This is a genomic window from Arthrobacter sp. MYb221 (assembly GCF_002979835.1).
In the GTDB taxonomy this organism is placed as follows: domain Bacteria; phylum Actinomycetota; class Actinomycetes; order Actinomycetales; family Micrococcaceae; genus Glutamicibacter.
Map to the genome: position 1 here is coordinate 1 of NZ_PCPW01000010.1, position 15,646 is coordinate 15,646.

General features: G+C 58.0%; 12 protein-coding genes. 7 read left to right on the plus strand and 5 right to left on the minus strand.

Annotation, left to right across the window (positions count from 1 at the left end; all coding sequences use genetic code 11):
* Window positions 1–88 precede the first annotated feature (88 nt).
* The 4 genes from CQ015_RS12605 to CQ015_RS12620 form a co-directional block, all read right to left on the minus strand.
* The gene (locus CQ015_RS12605) at window positions 89–1,336 is read right to left on the minus strand and encodes a PLP-dependent aminotransferase family protein (protein WP_105650245.1); all 1,248 of its coding nucleotides are present in this window, start codon (window positions 1,334–1,336) and stop codon (window positions 89–91) included.
* A 147-nt stretch (window positions 1,337–1,483) separates the two neighbouring features.
* Window positions 1,484–1,885: a helix-turn-helix domain-containing protein gene (locus CQ015_RS12610; RefSeq protein WP_105650246.1), complete on the minus strand. Its 402-nt coding sequence runs from the start codon at window positions 1,883–1,885 to the stop codon at window positions 1,484–1,486.
* 44 nt (window positions 1,886–1,929) lie between these two features.
* A complete protein-coding gene (locus CQ015_RS12615; RefSeq protein ID WP_258138465.1) occupies window positions 1,930–2,820 on the minus strand; it encodes a formylglycine-generating enzyme family protein in 891 nt (296 codons plus the stop codon).
* A gap of 56 nt (window positions 2,821–2,876) precedes the next feature.
* Window positions 2,877–3,506, minus strand: coding sequence for a TetR/AcrR family transcriptional regulator (locus CQ015_RS12620; RefSeq protein ID WP_105552840.1), 630 nt, complete (start codon window positions 3,504–3,506; stop codon window positions 2,877–2,879).
* A 181-nt stretch (window positions 3,507–3,687) separates the two neighbouring features.
* Between CQ015_RS12620 and CQ015_RS12625 the strand changes: the two genes are divergently transcribed.
* The 7 genes from CQ015_RS12625 to CQ015_RS12655 all read left to right on the plus strand — a co-directional run bounded on the left by CQ015_RS12625 (window position 3,688) and on the right by CQ015_RS12655 (window position 11,971).
* Entirely contained in the window at window positions 3,688–5,391 is a 1,704-nt protein-coding gene (locus CQ015_RS12625) for an amidohydrolase (RefSeq protein WP_181150415.1), read from the plus strand.
* Window positions 5,392–5,413: 22 nt separating this feature from the next.
* Complete coding sequence (locus CQ015_RS12630; protein ID WP_105650249.1) at window positions 5,414–6,409, plus strand: ABC transporter substrate-binding protein; 996 nt, start codon at window positions 5,414–5,416, stop codon at window positions 6,407–6,409.
* Window positions 6,381–7,244 (plus strand): ABC transporter permease, encoded by an 864-nt coding sequence (locus CQ015_RS12635; protein ID WP_105650250.1) that lies wholly within the window; start codon window positions 6,381–6,383, stop codon window positions 7,242–7,244. Before CQ015_RS12630 ends, CQ015_RS12635 begins: the two co-directional genes overlap by 29 nt.
* On the plus strand, window positions 7,241–8,017 hold the full coding sequence (locus tag CQ015_RS12640; protein WP_105552844.1) for an ABC transporter permease: 777 nt from the start codon (window positions 7,241–7,243) through the stop codon (window positions 8,015–8,017). Before CQ015_RS12635 ends, CQ015_RS12640 begins: the two co-directional genes overlap by 4 nt.
* Complete coding sequence (locus CQ015_RS12645; RefSeq protein WP_258133881.1) at window positions 8,014–8,835, plus strand: ABC transporter ATP-binding protein; 822 nt, start codon at window positions 8,014–8,016, stop codon at window positions 8,833–8,835. The genes CQ015_RS12640 and CQ015_RS12645 overlap by 4 nt, the downstream gene beginning before the upstream one ends.
* The gene (locus CQ015_RS12650) at window positions 8,832–10,433 is read left to right on the plus strand and encodes a sulfatase (protein ID WP_105650251.1); all 1,602 of its coding nucleotides are present in this window, start codon (window positions 8,832–8,834) and stop codon (window positions 10,431–10,433) included. The genes CQ015_RS12645 and CQ015_RS12650 overlap by 4 nt, the downstream gene beginning before the upstream one ends.
* Before the next feature lie 362 nt (window positions 10,434–10,795).
* The gene (locus tag CQ015_RS12655; protein ID WP_105552846.1) at window positions 10,796–11,971 is read left to right on the plus strand and encodes an NADP-dependent malic enzyme; all 1,176 of its coding nucleotides are present in this window, start codon (window positions 10,796–10,798) and stop codon (window positions 11,969–11,971) included.
* A 204-nt stretch (window positions 11,972–12,175) separates the two neighbouring features.
* Here CQ015_RS12655 and CQ015_RS12660 read toward each other — a convergent pair whose 3' ends face one another.
* Window positions 12,176–15,559 carry a S8 family serine peptidase gene (locus CQ015_RS12660; protein ID WP_105650252.1) on the minus strand — a complete coding sequence of 1,128 codons (3,384 nt, stop codon included), beginning with the start codon at window positions 15,557–15,559 and terminating at the stop codon, window positions 12,176–12,178.
* Window positions 15,560–15,646: the final 87 nt, after the last annotated feature.

The following is a 15,646-nucleotide window of genomic DNA, read 5'->3' on the forward strand; positions in this document are numbered from 1 at the left end:
CTCACGGTTCTATTTGCCATGATCCGAGACGGCTCACTTTATGACGTTCCAGAGCTGAAAATCCCTTGACTTTTTACTTAGGGGCAGACTATTTTAGCAGCTTCGAAATCTCGGTTTCCAGCAGCGCCGACAGGCGACGCACGCCCTCGGTGATCGTCTGTTCATCCACCGCGCAAAAGGCCAAGCGCAGCTTGTGGTGAGCCGATTCCGAGGAGCTGAACGCGGCGCCGGGAATGAATATCACGCCGGCTTTCACGCCTTCCTGCAATAGCTCATAGGTATCGATTCCGGCCGGAAGGGTCAGCCAGATAAAGAATCCGCCCTCGGGGTGCGTATGGGTGATCCCTGCCGGAAGATATTTGGCCAAGGCTTCGAGCATTGCATCGCGTCGCGAACGGTAGAGCTCGTTGTAGGTCTGGATTTGCCCGCGCCAGTCATGCTCTTCGAGGTAGGCGCTGATGATCATCTGATTGAGCGTTGGCGGGCACAGCGCCACCGCCTCGCCAGCCAGGTAGAAACGGCGGAACAGGTGCGTTGGCACCGCGGCCCAGCCGATGCGCAACCCAGGGGAGAGGATCTTGGAGAAGGATCCCATATAGATGACGTTCTGCTCGTCCAGGCTGCGCAGGGTCGGGGCGGCTTCGCCTTCATAGCGCAGCATCCCGTAAGGATTGTCTTCAAGGATCAGTACGCCTTCTTCGCGGCAGATGTCCACGATTTCTGGGCGCCTCTCGGCGGCCAGCGTGATGCCAGAAGGGTTGTTGAAGTTCGGAATGGTGTAAAGGAATTTGACCTTTTCGCCGGCCGCACGCAATTCTTGGATCTTTGTCCGTAGCGCGTCCGGAACCAAACCGTTTTCGTCGGTGAGCACGGGGGCTGCCTTCACCTGATAGGCCTCGAAGGTGTTCAGCGCGCCCACGTAGGTAGGGTCTTCGCACAGTACCGTGTCGCCGGGGTTGCAGAATACCTTGCAGGCCATGTCCTGCGCCGACTGCGAACCGTTGGTAATGACAACGTCTTCTACCGAAACGTTGGTAATTCCCTCGGCTGCCATGACTTCGAGAATCTGCGACCGCAATTCTGGAGTACCCAGTCCCGAGCCGTACTGCAATGCGACATGGCCCTGTTCGGTGATGATCCGCTTGGAGATCTCGCCAATCTTTTCAAGTGGCAGGACCTGGAGGTAAGGGTTGCCGCCGGCCAGCGAAACCAGCGAAGGATCCAACGACAGCTCGAAGACGTCGCGTACCGCGGACTGCTTGATCCCGGCAGCTCTATCGGAGAAAAGCGTTTCGTGCGTCGTGCGCAGTGCGTCGACTGACTGATTCGTTGACATGGTCCTCCTCGACCGGCATCTGCCCGTGGGTAACGGGAAGAACAATTGTGCATGCGGTGGCATGCGAGCAAAGTTTTCTATTAGGCTACTTTGGTATTCCAGCAGGAAATTTACCAGATGACAAGAACCGGCACCTTGTATTTGGTGCTATTCCTTGTTTTCGGACCCCGCTGCCGGGCGCTGATCCAGCCAGGCTTGAACGTCGCTAGGTCGGATGCGTCGGTGCGTTCCGCGATACTCCACCGGAATAATGCCCGAATCGGCCAGCTTGCGCAGGTAGGAATTCGAGATCCCAGCCATCTGCGCGGCCTGCGAGGTGTTGAGCAATAATTCGCTTGTCCCGATGCTGACGGACTCGCCTGCCGCGAATCGATTGAGCACCTCAAGTAACGCGTCATGGGCGTCCTTGGGTAGCTGCAGTGCCGTGCCATTGACGAAGACCGTAGTGTCGCTGGACTCCGCTAGGGCGCGATGCAGCCGCTGCGTAGTTTTCTCATCCAGCGCTTCAAAGGTGCGAACCCGGCCAAGAGCGGAAGTAGGTGATGCCATGTATTCATCTTGCCCGAAGTGAGGTGTGGTGGCGAGCGACTGGCCTAGGCGGGCAGGCCAACTGTTCGGAAACCTGTGTTGCTGCTGGCGGAATCGGCCGTGTTGTAGCTTCGGGCGGAAACTCGATATCGATTGCAGTAAGATTCGTGGCAAAGGTGGGATCCTCCGCGCATGACCCGGCCCCATCCGATAGTTGGCCCCTGGGGGTTTAGCTCCGGGCTATTGCGATAGTACTTGGGCAGGAACCAATCCTGGCACCACTCCCAGACGTTGCCAGCAATATCGAGGAGTCCCAGCGGATTCGGTGGAAAACTGCCCACTGGTGAAGTTCCGAGATAACCGTCTTGCAAAGTGTTTTCTCGCGGGAAATTGCCTTGCCAAATATTGCATCTGTGGACCGAATCCGGGGTGAGTTGATTTCCCCATGGGTAGCGTTGCCCTGGCTTTAGTCCGCGAGCGGCATATTCCCACTGCGCTTCGGTGGGCAGGGTTCTGCCGCTCCAATGACAGTAGGCTAAGGCATCGTTCCAAGAAACCTGCACGACGGGGTGATCTGGCAAATCCTGCCAGTGGGAGCCTGAACCAGTGGGGTGACGCCAGCTGGCGTTGCGCACGCCTAACCACCAGTCGGTACCTTCCACCTTCCCCATGACCTCCTTCGCAGGTGCATTCAGGTAGGCATGGAAAACAGCCGAGTAGCCAAGTTGCTCTGACTCTGTGACGTATCCAGTGGCTAGTGCGAATCGCGAGAACTCGGTATTGGTAACCGGGGATGCATCCATGTTGAACGTTGGCAGCGATACCCGGTGAACCGGACGCTCGCCATCGGCGGGATACCCCTCATCAAAGTGGTCGCCCATCATGAAGGTGCCGCCTGGCACGTCGACCAGCCGCATCGGCCGGTCGCTCATGATTGTGCAGGCCGGTATCTGCATAGCATCTCCGGGTGGGCTAGGCGTCGGTTCATTGCGTCGAGGCGCGCAGCAAGCCATCAGCTATCCGAAGAGTTTGTTTGCGAGTGCAATAAGAACTTGATGGTGGCGCATAGCTGGTCGATGAGCAGTGCGGAGCGATCTAGGTCGGGATCCGAAAGATGCTGAAGGTTGATGCCGTCGATGCTGGCGATTAGCATGCGGGAGACTGTCTCAACGTCAGCTTTCAAAACGGTGTTCGAGCTGGTGGCGGCCTTGCGGAAAACAGCGCTGGTGGACTGAACCCATGCCTCATACATTGACCGGTTGATCTTGTTGGATGCAGCAATGTCTTCGGGGTCGGCAAGGCGAGTGGTGCGTAGCAGCAGCTCGAAGGTCGTGACCTGTTCATGAGGTGCGTTGAGCATGCGCCGCCAGACGCGATGTATGTGCAGGTCTACGGCTTCGTCAAGGCCCACGGAATCGGGTATTGGGTCCAGATCACGAGCGTAGTCGCGGCTGAGGTGGTTATAGACCTCGTCTAGCAGGTCATCTTTGCTGCGAAAGCAATAATGTAGCGCGGCTAAGGGCGCGCCGGCCTCGGTGGCGATGCGCCGGGTGGTGGCTGCTGCGATCCCTTCCGAGGCAATTACGCGTGCCGCTGCTTCGATGAATTGCCTGCTGCGGTCTTCAACTGATATGCGCGCCATAGTTCCTGTCCCAAATCACTACTGTCTTTTGGACTCTAGCCGATCGGCTGGGGCCCTTCATGGAGGCTGCCTAAATTAATTTTCCCACAAAGCTGGTCAAATGACTAAGTCATACGACATACTACTTGGAGTTGTTACTCGCGTCACATGGCATGCTGGAAATTGGAAGAAAGGGGGACCCATGGCTGACGAACTGGCTCAGTTGGTTATCCACTCGGGTGTAGTTCCTGGCATCGGACTCGCAGCCGACATCGATGCTGCGCATTGCGATGGACGGCCCAGTGCCGTAGCCGTCCGGGATGGCAGGATCATTGCCATTGGAGATGAAGATTTGCTTCGCCTGGCCGGGCCGGAAACCACGGTCATCGATGCTCGTGGAGGAGCCATCCTGCCGGGACTGAACGACGGGCATCTGCACTTCTCCGCCAGCGCGATGATCCGCCACGCACACCTCTCGGTGGCGACCGCAGCGAACTGGACCGAGGTCGCAAAGCTCCTGGACACGGCCAAACCCGACGCCAGCGGCTGGATACGTGCCGCAAGCTGGGACGAAGTCCGGCTAGGTAGCGTTGACTCCGAACTACTGCTGGAAGCTAACAGCCGGTGGCCAGTAGTCGCCTTCGATACGACGGGCCATCAACTCCTGGTAAACGCCGTGGGCTTGAAGATCTTGGGTCTGGAACGCATAGATGAACCTGTGCCTGGTGGGGTGATTGGACGACTCGCGGATGGTTCACCCAGCGGGCTCTTCGGCGATGCGGCCATGCAGCTGGTAAACGACGGGCTGCCTAGTTTCACCGAAGATCAGCTGCGTACGGCCTTCATAAAACACCAACAAGAGCTGCACTCTCTCGGGATCACTTCGCTCACGGAACCAGGTCTTGGACCCGGCGGCCGCACCTTGATGGCCGCAAGCTGTGGCACGCAGTCGTTGGAGATTCTTGCAGATTTGGCTCACGAGGGGCTGCTTAGTTTGCGATTGAACTGCCTGCTACTTTTTTCGGGCACTGGTGGTGAATCACTGGCAGCAGTGCGAAGCGGACTGGCAGGAGATCTTCCAACCATTGCGAAAGGGATAGATCCACTTCGCTTACGCATCGCGGGGGTAAAAGTATTCGCCGATGGTATCCCGCGTTCGGGAACTTCGTGGTTCCACGACGAATACCAACTCCCATGCGGACATGGGCATGGCGCCCTCGTGCTCCGGGGGAACAGTGACGCGGAAAAAGTCGCAGAATTTCGACAAATCATTTCCGAGATCGACGCGGCTGGTTTGCAAGCCGGGGTGCATGTGACCGGGGACGCCGCCACCGAAGCTCTGATTGAAGCGGTGGAACAGCTCGATGTCGAAGCCGGGCCGCGGGGAAATCGCCACTACATCATCCACGGCGCCTTCCGGGATCCTGAGCTATTGGACCGGGTGCAACGAGCCGGCATGGGATACAGCACCAACCCAAAAATCCGTGCCGAAGCGGGCACGCTCATACGTCGGCTACTAGGGCCAGATCGATTCACCATGCAGCAGCCACTGGCCACGGCAGCACTGCGGGGAGTAGCGGCCTCGTTGGCCTCCGATGCGCCGGTTACCAATCCGGACTGGCGCAACAGCATCATCTCGGCGGTTACCCGCGATACCAGTGCGGGACCGGGCGCGGACGATAGTGAACGAATCAGTCTGGCACAGGCATTGGCCATGATGACCCAGACACCAGCCTGGCAGGACCACGCGGAGCAAGACAAAGGAAGCATCAAAGTGGGTCAGGTCGCCGATTTTTGTATCCTGCGCGACCCGCTCTCGACGGACATCCAGCAACTTGCGCAGAACCCTACAACCCACACCATAGTCGACGGCGACGTGGTGTACCGACTTAACTCGCTCAATTGAGAAAGACATCGAAGGTACCAAAATGCAAAAACGAGCTCTAGCAGCAGCTACGACCCTCACCCTGGCCCTGTCTCTGACGGCGTGCTCCGCAGGGAGCGGCACCGCCGACGGAGAAGACGGGGGGATGGAGAAGTTCACCGTCGGTGTCATCGGGATTGGCTCGGACGCCGCTATCCAGACGGCCATCGACAAGGGATACTTTGCCGAGGAGGGCTTGGACGTGGAGACAACGGTTGTCGCGAATCCGCCTGCTGGAATAGCCGCGGCTCAATCCGGTCAGCTCGATGTTGCCTACACCCCGTCGATCCCGCTCATAAACGCACTTTCGCAGAATATAGAACTAAACGTCATTGCGGCAGCGGACGGCTACGCAACAGAGGCCTTGGAAGACAAGGACCCGGGAAAATCCGATGATACGGGGTTGTTCATACGGCCGGATAGCGGCATTGCCCGCGCGCGCGATTTAGCGGGCAAAAAGATTGCAGTGCCCGCCCGCAAGGCACAGCTTGAGGTCACCGTGGCCAACATGGTGTTGAAGGACGGGGGAGACCCCGCGAGCATCAATTGGATGGTGCTGGATCCTGCCAGCTCACTGCAGTCGTTGCAGCAAGAACGCGTCGATGCGGCCGGTTTGGTGGCACCTTTCACCACTAACGCACAAGCTGAGGGAATGAAGCTGCTCGGAAGCCCTGGAATCGAGTTTTTTGAGGCAGGGGCCGTAGGGCTGTGGGTGGCTGGGGCCAAGCAGATAGCCGAAGAACCCGAAAGCGTTGCCGGCTTCCAACGCGCTATCTATAGGGCAAACGCCTACGCCAACGAACACCTGGATGAGATGGACGAACTGGCTTCAGAAATTACCAGCCTCGATTTGGAAACTATCAAAAACGGCGCCGATCCGTACTGGCCGAGCAGCGTTGAACTCAAGGACTTGCAGCGTGTCGACTCCAACTTGGTCAACCTTGGGTACCTGAGCCAGGAGGTGGGGCTTGATGAAACGCTCATCCACGGTGCCCAGTAGACGAGACGGGCAGACGCTCTCGCAAAAGCCCGGCAAGCAGAATGAGGCTCGTGGAATCAACTACGAGTCGCCAGCAGCCAAGTTCGGCTTCGGGATCCTCGGTGCTGTTTTGCTACTCGGGCTGTGGCAGTTTGCCGCGATCCGCGGAACTTTCGGGAATGGGCTTCCAACGGTGTCCGCAACACTGATCGAGCTCTTCGCCCTGTTCGGTAATCCCGAATTCTGGACCGACACTTTCACCACTATCTGGCTCGCGGTCTTGGGCATGGTCATCGCGGTGGTTGCCGGCGTGATGCTCGGCCTTCTGATCGGCACCATCGATTGGGTGCGATATGCAACTCTGGCTGTAACCGAATTCTTCAAGCCCATACCGCCGATCGTCGTGCTGCCGCTGTGCGTGATGATCTGGGGCCCAACAAATACCATGGCACTCGTCCTAGTGCTGCTCGGAACCGTCCTGTCAACCACTATCCAGGTAATTGCGGGAGTAAACGACACCGACCCGGTGGCGCTGAGTACTGCCCGTTCCTACGGGATGGGCCGTGTCGAACGCCTGCTGCGCGTCACCCTTCCATCAGCTTCGCCTTACATCGGTACGTCCGTACGCATCGGAGCCCCCGCGGCCCTGATCATAGTGGTGGTTGCAGGTTTGCTCGGCGGAGCGCCGGGCTTGGGAAGCGCGATTTATCGTTCCCAGTCTGCCGGGGATTTCCCGCAAACCTACGCGCTGGTTCTGGTGCTTGGTGTGTTGGGGCTCGTTGCCCAGAATCTTTCGAGCATGATCGAACGACGTGTGCTTCATTGGCACCCGGCCTTCCGGGAGGACGTAAAGTGAAACGCCACCTATTCAACCTAGCCTTGGCCATCACGGCCCCCTTTGTGCTGATCCTCGCGTGGTTCAAGGCATCCAGCCAGTCGACCAATGCGTTTTTCCCGCCGTTGAGTGATATTTTGGTTCGTTTTGCCGACTTATGGATTTTTGAACACTTTGTTAGTGACATCATCCCGAGCATGCGTAACTTGATCATCGGCTTCGCCCTGGCTGCGGTGCTCGGTGTGGTCATCGGATTCATCCTTGCTACGGTGCCAGTTCTGCGCGTCTTGTTCGAGCCATCGTTGCACCTGCTACGTGGTATTCCGCCGGTGGCTCTGGTTCCGATCCTGATTACTCTGGTCGGTTTCACCGACCAGATGCGCATTTCATCAATCGTGATCGCTGCGGTCTTCCCGACTTTGATCGCGACCATGGATGGGATCAAGGCTGTAGATGCTTCGTTGAAAGACGTGTGCACCGTCTACCGGCTCGATCGCAAAGACCGGTTGCTGTCGGTGTATCTGCCCTCGGCCAGTCCACAGATTGCCGCAGGCATGCAAGTTAGCTTATTAGTGGCATTCATTGTGATGATCGCTTCCGAAATGATGGGCACCGCACAGGGCATCGGCGCGATGACCCTGCTTGCGCAACAGACCTTCATGGCTGCTGACATGTGGGCCGGGATACTCTTACTCGGCCTTATCGGCTTTCTGAGCAACGTCCTTTTCGACCTCGTCAAAAACCGGGCACTGTCCTGGTACATCGGATCCAAGAAAATGGAGAAGGTATCGTGAACTCCACCATCCCCACCACTACACAGCCCAAAGCAGGGTCCACACCTGTCGCGCGACTAGAAGTTCAAGGCCTTGCCAAAACATACGGACACGGACCGAAATCCGTTGAGGTCATCAAAGACCTGACGTTTTCGATACATGCTGGCGAAGTGGTGTGCATTGTTGGGCCTTCGGGCGTCGGCAAAACCACCCTGCTCAAGTGCTTGGCAGGACTTCAGCCTTCAAGCGGCGGGACCATGAAGATCGATGGACACCAAGTCTCCGGCCCACCGGCCGAGATGGCGTTGGTGTTCCAGGACTACTCGCGGTCGCTGATGCCGTGGCTGACAGTTGAGAAAAACCTGCTCCTGCCGCTGCGCCATTTGCATCTCCCAGCGGCCGAGGTTCGCACTCGGATCGAGGAAGCGCTGAATGAAGTAGGACTGTCCCACGCAGCGAAACGTTATCCATGGCAGCTCTCGGGCGGGATGCAGCAACGTGTGGCGATCGCTCGGGCATTGGCCTATCGCCCGGAGATCCTGATCATGGATGAGCCATTCGCGTCGGTGGATGCGCAGACCCGATTCGATTTGGAGGACTTATGCCTGAAGATCCGCGATGAGCTAGGAATGACGATCTTGCTCGTCACGCACGATATCGACGAAGCTGTCTATTTGTCGGATCGAATTGTTGCCATCGGCAACAAGCCGGCCCAAGTCCTCGAAGTCTTGCCCGTCGATCTTCCCCAGCCGCGCAATCAGATCACCAGCCGTGCATTACCGGAATTCTCCGGTCTGCGCACGAAGGTCCTGTCATTGATTCGGCAGTCCGAATCATGAGCGGACCAGAGGTGACGCGCCCAAACATTCTAGTTTTCATTGCTGACCAACTACGTGCAGACCATTTGGGAGCATATGGAAATGATGAAGTGCGTACCCCAAACCTCGATCGGTTAGCAGAACGGTCCACCGTGTACGAGAACGCACATGTGGCGAATCCGACCTGCATGCCCAACCGGGCCAGCCTGCTGACAGGACGCTGGCCGAGCGCGCACGGCACGCAGTACAACGGTATTCCCGTTGATCCCGAGGCTTCGACGTTTGTTCGCCAACTGGCCAGTTGTGGATACCGAACCTCAGCGGTAGGAAAATTACACCACCAGAACATGGGATGGGACTTTGAGCCAGAACAGCTTGAACAGATCAGGGCCAGTGCTCCGGGGCTGATGGACCCTCGATTGCCCGATGCATTTAACCGACTCCGAGAACCAGGCTGGGATCAGTGTGAAAACCGGGAACGTCATGCTGCTTCGTTCATTCCGATGCCCGAAGACTATTACGGTTATCAGAATGTAGACCTTGTCATTGGGCATGGCGATGCTCCGGGCGGACATTGGGCTCACTGGGCCCGCGAACAAGGCATAGATCCCGAGTTGCTGGGCGGCTCAAAAGCCGGTACCAATGTGCTTGATAGCTGGGAACAAGTTTATACGTCATCGATTCCTGCCTCTGCACACCCGACTAGGTATATCGGGGTGAAGGCCAGCGAGCAGGTGCGCAAAGCAGCTGGCGAAGACGATCCTTTTTTCATGTTCGTTTCTTTTCCCGACCCGCATCATCCCTTTGCCCCGCCGCGTGAATACTCGCGTCGGTACGACCCCGACAGTTTGTCGCTTCCGGTTGGATTCGGCCAAGACCATTCGCGTTCTCCAGAGCACATTCGGAAGATGATCGCTCAACGCGGGCAACCCAACGGAGATCCAACCATGACGTTTTCGGTGACGGAGACGCAATATCGGATGGCAGCCGCCGCTCAGTATGGCCTGATCGAGTTTATGGACGAGCAAATTGGCGAAGTACTTCAGACTCTGGAAGAAACTGGGCAGGCAGATAACACCATTGTGGTATTTACTTCCGACCACGGTGACCTCTTCGGCGATCATGGATTGATGCTCAAGCACTTCGTCCATTACCGAGCCGTCACGAGGGTCCCGCTGTTGATTCACATGCCCGGGCAGAAGGTCGCAGAGCACAGGGCCGATTTGATTTCCAGCGCCGATCTGGCCCCGACATTTATGGATCTGGCACAGGTTCCAGCATTCCGAGGAATCCAGGGGCGGAGCCTGTCAGAAAACGGTGAGCTACGTGTCGGCGACGGTGCACGCGCTTTGCTGATCGAAGAGGACCAGCCGTTTTCACTGGAGGGACTGCCTGCGCCGGTTCGCATGCGCTCGGTCATCACCCCCGAAGGGAGGCTGACTAAGTATTTCGGTACCGATACCTACGAACTCTATGATCATCGGAACGATTATGACGAGATGGAAAACCTAGCGGGTTTGCAACAGGCTCAGGGCCTCAAGCATCGACTTGAAATGGCGTTGAATGAAGAATTGGTGAATCTATCATCTGCCCAAGTCAGGCCCGTGGCGTCGGCTTAGCTTGGAACTTATGAGCAGGCGGGAGCGTTGTCGTTTCAATCGGTGCTCCCGCCTGCTGATAAGACCGAATGCGACGAACGGGGGTTGTGCCACGTTCAGCGGTTCCCGTATGGTGGAAATTGTAGGTCTAAAGAAAGTACTGACCAACCATCATCCGGCACACCGCGACGGAGCGTTTCGCCTTACCTGGCAACGACGCCGCGGGAATTGTGTAGATGGAAGCCTGATGTCCACCTTAAATGCGTTGGTTCGGGTTCCTTTGCGGTCGGATGAATGGTCATGCGCGTTCCTACGCTATGCCACAAGTTTCGTGGGTACGGCGTTTTCGTCATTCAGAACTTTCTTGAAAGTAGAGTATTTCAATGTCTATTGAAGCCAGCAAAGACCTAAAGACCATCACCGACGAGGAGATCTTCAACGCCCATCTTGGCGGCAAGCTCACCGTCCAGTCGAAGATGCCACTGAATTCCAAGCGCGATCTTTCCATTGCCTATACCCCGGGCGTAGCCAAGGTTTCCCAGGCGATCGCCGATGACCCAGCCATGCACGCCACCCATACCTGGGCCTCACGCATGGTCGCCGTCGTTTCGGACGGCACCGCTGTCCTCGGCCTCGGCGATATCGGTGCCGCCGCATCGCTTCCGGTGATGGAAGGCAAGAGCGCATTGTTCAAGGAATTCGGCGGCTTGGATTCGATCCCGCTGGTGCTGAACACCACCGACGTAGATGAAATCGTCGAAACCGTGATCCGCCTTCGCCCAAGCTTCGGCGCGGTCAACCTCGAAGACATTTCGGCGCCGCGCTGCTTCGAAATTGAAAAGCGTCTGATCGAAGCCCTGGATTGCCCGGTCATGCACGATGACCAGCACGGCACCGCTGTGGTGGTGCTGGCGGCCCTGATCGGTGCTGCTCGCCAGACCAAGCGCGAAATCAGCTCGCTGAAGGTTGTAGTTTCGGGTGCCGGGTCGGCCGGTGTCGCGGTCACCAACCTGCTGCTGCAGGCAGGCGTTGATGATGTGATTGTGCTCGATTCGCGCGGCACCATCCACCGCGACCGCGATGACCTGAACTCGGTCAAGGCGGAACTGGCGGCACGCACCAACCGTGAAGACGTCATGGGCGGCCTCGCCGAGGCATTGGACGGAGCAGACGTCGTTGTCGGGCTGTCCTCCTCGCAGTTTGATGAGTCAGCGGTGGCCAAGATGAACGAGAACGCGATCATCTTCGCCCTGTCGAACCCCACTCCGGAGATCATGCCGGAGGTTGCCAAGCGCTACGCGGCCGTGGTGGCCACCGGACGCAGCGACTTCCCGAACCAGATCAACAATGTGCTGGCCTTCCCCGGGATCTTCCGTGGTGCCTTGGATTCGGGCGCCAAGAAGATCACCGAGGCGATGAAGGTGGCCGCGGCACACGCGATCGCCGATCTGGTCGGCGAGGACCTCGCCGCGGATTACATCGTTCCTTCGGCGATCGACGACCGTGTGATGCCGGCCGTTGCCGCCGCGGTGGCCGCGGAAGCTAAGAACGCGAAGTAGGTTTCTTGCGCAACGCAGCGCACCTGCTCAGACCGATACGGCGAGAGCAGGTGCGCTGCGTCGTTTAAGGCTGGCTAACGCTGGACGGACGGCGGTGACTTTTGAGGTCCGCATGCTGAGAATCCAATATCTGCCGAACTTCTGTTTAAACCACTGCTGGCCCGGTTTGCCGAGAGACAAAACCGGGCCAGCAGTGGCGATTATTTACTTGTTCACACCGTACAGATTCTCGATGATCTGCTCGGTTTTGTTGCCGTGCTCATCTTCGATGTTGATCCGCAGGGACACGAAACCCTCGTCAGCCAGCGAGTTATCCACCAGGATTTGCCACTGGCCGTCGTGGTTCACCACCTTGGCTTCGGTCCATTCGTAATCGCCAACGGCGCCTTCATCGATCTGTTGGTGCCGGTCATAGTTGACCGCGGCGGTCATTTCGGAGATTCCGCCTGGGTCGTAGCCGTTCTGGCCCAGCAGATCCACTGAGACCGGGAAATCCGCCTGCGGCGTTGCGCGGTTGAAACCGTCAACTTCGGCATCGATTATTGGCAACGCGATGGGTAGCGGCACAATTTCGTTGGTATCCGGTGTTTGCGAATCGAAGGTGAAGGTGGTTTGGGTATGGAAGCCCAGATCCCAGTACCCGCTCCGGCGAAGCCGTGCTTGGTCAACAACAGCCTTGAGCGTTGATTTGCCGGCGCCGACCTCGACTGCGCCCGAAGCCACGGGGAAGGTGCTCAGTAATTTGTCATCTTCGTAGATGGAGAGCTTTCCGATATCGGCCAAGCCGCCAAGTCCGGTGCGTCCGGCTTCGCTGTCTTTCCATTGCGGGAAGCTGAAGCCCACCAGATTGCCCTGGCGTTCTGCGACGCGGCTAGGTGCTCCGTTTTCTGTAACGGCCATTGCGGTGTTGGTCGGCAGCTTGAACCAGTCGACCTCTGATTTCGATCCTGCCGGGTAAGTGCGTACCGGGTCGAACCAGATCTCCGGGAACTGATTGTAGGGACCTGATTGAGCTAGTTGCTGCCACTGCAGATCTGCGGTGTAGAAAGCCGTGCGGTCTATTGGAGTTGAAACGTCGGAACCCGAGGAAGCGTAGAACGGATTGGCTCCGGCTTCGAACGGGATGATACGTGCCCAATCTTCGGCGTTCCAGGCCTGCTCGCCCTGGGCGTACCAGGATTCTTCGACCTTTCCGAGTGATGAATCGGGAATCTGGTGATGCTGGTTCTTCGAAACCCTGTTCTCTTCGGTGAACGCCAGGTTGTAGAGGTAAGGGCTTTTCTCTTCAGGTACTTCCGGTGCGTAGGCACGCAAGTACTTGCCAAAGCTGAACGTTCCATTTTTAACTTTGTCGGTGGGTGTGGCATAAAGGTCGGTGATCGAGGTGGCGACGACCGAACTGGCGACACGCCAGTAGTCATCCCAGGATCGGTCCACACCGAGGGAGCCCGACCGGATGGCCGTTGGCCGGTCGCCGTCCAAGGTGACCGGGGTGGCTTCGCGGGCGTCGAGAACAACGGTTGTATCTTCGGTGAAGTTCATCTGCGGCTGACCGACATAAGCGTAGGAATTATTGCCTTCGCCATCGATGGTGCTGATGTACGAGGTCAGGAGGTACTCTCCGGTGCGTAGTCGCAATTCCAGATCTTCACCGCTGAAGTACTCGGCCGTGCGCGCTGGCTGGTGCATGTCGGTCAGGTCGAGGAAGCCCCGTGTGGCTGGGTCGCCATTGCGGTCAATGCTCTTGATGGTCACGTTGACGGTCTCTGGCTCTAGCCAGAACCCGACCGCGGTCACCGCACGGGCATTCTCGGAGCCTGCTTGGGTAGCGACAATGCGGGCACCGATTTCGCCGTATGCGTCCTCGCGCAAGTTGTTTGCCTTGCCGCTGGCCGTTACATCTACGGTAGCAGTGCCGTTGGCCGGTACCGTGAGGGTCCTGTCGCTGAGCTTGATGAGGCTTGCCGGAACGGATTTGCCATCGGCTCCGGTGAGATCCTGAAGCTTCAGCGTCAATTCGATCGGCTTGTCCGAGCTGTTCGTGTAGGTCACCGGCCGAGTTGAGCTCTGGCTCTTATCGTGCGGCCAGGGGAAATCGCCAAGTTCGATGCTGACATCGCTGGTCAGTGGGGTGTCGATTGCCGCTGGAGTCCAAAGTTCACCACTGCCTTGGGCATAGACATTGCCGACGGCCTCTTGCTTGGCGGAGGAGACCAAAGCGGCTTTGAGCTGCTGTGCCGTGTAGTCGGGATGCGCTTGGCGTACCAGTGCGGCGGCGCCGGCTACATGGGGACTGGCCATGGATGTGCCGGACATTTGGGTGTACCGATTGCCGTCGGTGCTTCCTGCTTGGGCACCGGCAATGTCCACGCCCGGTGCCGCCAGATCTGGCTTCACCCGGTGTCCGCCCAAAGTCGCACCTCGGCTAGAGAATGCTGCGGGCTCTCCCTGATCGTTCACTGCTCCGACGGTGAGTACCCCTTCGGCACAGCCTGGGGCGCTGACAGTTTCACGGGCGCCCGCGTTTCCTGCGGCCACAACGAAGAGGGTTTTGCTCTGCTTGGACAACTCTTCGCTGGCCAGCGACATCGGATCGGTGCAATCGGTGGGCACATCGGAGCCCAGGCTCATGTTGACCACGTCGGCTTTTTGGTCAACAGCCCATTCCATGCCGGCGATAATCCAGGAAGACTGTCCGCCGCCGTAGCCCAGAACCTTGCCAATGAGTAGGTCCGCTTCGGGAGCCATGCCAACTTTGGAGGCATCGGCGGCTCCTGAACCACTCACTGTGGAGGCCACATGGGTTCCGTGGCCCTGGTTGTCATCGGTGCCTTCACCGGTGAAATCCTTGGCACCTGCCACTTGGCCGACTAGGTCCGGATGGTCTTTGTCGTAGCCGGTATCGAGAATGGCCACAGTGGTGCCTTCTCCGTCAAAGCCCAAGTCCCAGGCTTGCGGTGCACCGGTTTGCTCGACGCCGGTAGCGGGATCTAGGGCAACCGTGTTTGGGGAAACCCGGGCATCCAGCCATATCTTCTTGACGGTGCTGGCTGCCCGAGCCTTGGAATTGAGCAGCTGGTCATAGCTTTTAGCGGATGTTGCTTTGTCCATGGTCAGTGCCGTGGCATCTATGGATTCCAGGGAAGTATGTACGTTGAGACCGGTAGCCCGGGTGTAGGAGGAGGATTTCCCCTGCATGATGAGTGGCAGGGTTGTGGATTCTGCGTCGGCGTAGCCTTGGGCGATCAGCCCAGTGACGTTGAACAGTTCGGGGTCAAGCACTCCATCTGCAATCAAGTCCTGCGCGTCGGCGGGAATTACATACAGATCTTCATTGAGAATGCGCGTGAAGTAATCCCTGCCGGTAGGCAAGATGGCCGAGGGGCTTCCGTCTGCGGAGATGGTGACCTGTATGGTATCGCCGTTGATGAGCGTAACCGCTTGTGGCCGTTCGCCCTTGTGCTGGCCGACAATGGTGTTACCCGGACCTTGCGGCGAGGCCGTAGCCAAGGGTGTGGAAAATGCGAGCAGGCTGGCGCCAACTGCAAGTGCGACGGCACTTGCGGGTAATCGTTTATAGCGGGGCATGACGACCTTTCGGAGACCAAATGGGAGTAGCTATTGACATAAATGTGTCAAACGTCGATAAGATGCGCAATGACGGATAAGTGCCAT

What these genes read in the sequence shown, in the direction of transcription:
- CQ015_RS12605 (WP_105650245.1), bottom strand. Translation starts at nt 1,336, where the DNA reads ATGTCAACGAATCAGTCAGTCGACGCACTGCGCACGACGCACGAAACG.
- CQ015_RS12610 (WP_105650246.1), bottom strand. Translation starts at nt 1,885, where the DNA reads ATGGCATCACCTACTTCCGCTCTTGGCCGGGTTCGCACCTTTGAAGCG.
- CQ015_RS12615 (WP_258138465.1), bottom strand. Translation starts at nt 2,820, where the DNA reads ATGCAGATACCGGCCTGCACAATCATGAGCGACCGGCCGATGCGGCTG.
- CQ015_RS12620 (WP_105552840.1), bottom strand. Translation starts at nt 3,506, where the DNA reads ATGGCGCGCATATCAGTTGAAGACCGCAGCAGGCAATTCATCGAAGCA.
- CQ015_RS12625 (WP_181150415.1), top strand. Translation starts at nt 3,688, where the DNA reads ATGGCTGACGAACTGGCTCAGTTGGTTATCCACTCGGGTGTAGTTCCT.
- CQ015_RS12630 (WP_105650249.1), top strand. Translation starts at nt 5,414, where the DNA reads ATGCAAAAACGAGCTCTAGCAGCAGCTACGACCCTCACCCTGGCCCTG.
- CQ015_RS12635 (WP_105650250.1), top strand. Translation starts at nt 6,381, where the DNA reads ATGAAACGCTCATCCACGGTGCCCAGTAGACGAGACGGGCAGACGCTC.
- CQ015_RS12650 (WP_105650251.1), top strand. Translation starts at nt 8,832, where the DNA reads ATGAGCGGACCAGAGGTGACGCGCCCAAACATTCTAGTTTTCATTGCT.
- CQ015_RS12655 (WP_105552846.1), top strand. Translation starts at nt 10,796, where the DNA reads ATGTCTATTGAAGCCAGCAAAGACCTAAAGACCATCACCGACGAGGAG.
- CQ015_RS12660 (WP_105650252.1), bottom strand. Translation starts at nt 15,559, where the DNA reads ATGCCCCGCTATAAACGATTACCCGCAAGTGCCGTCGCACTTGCAGTT.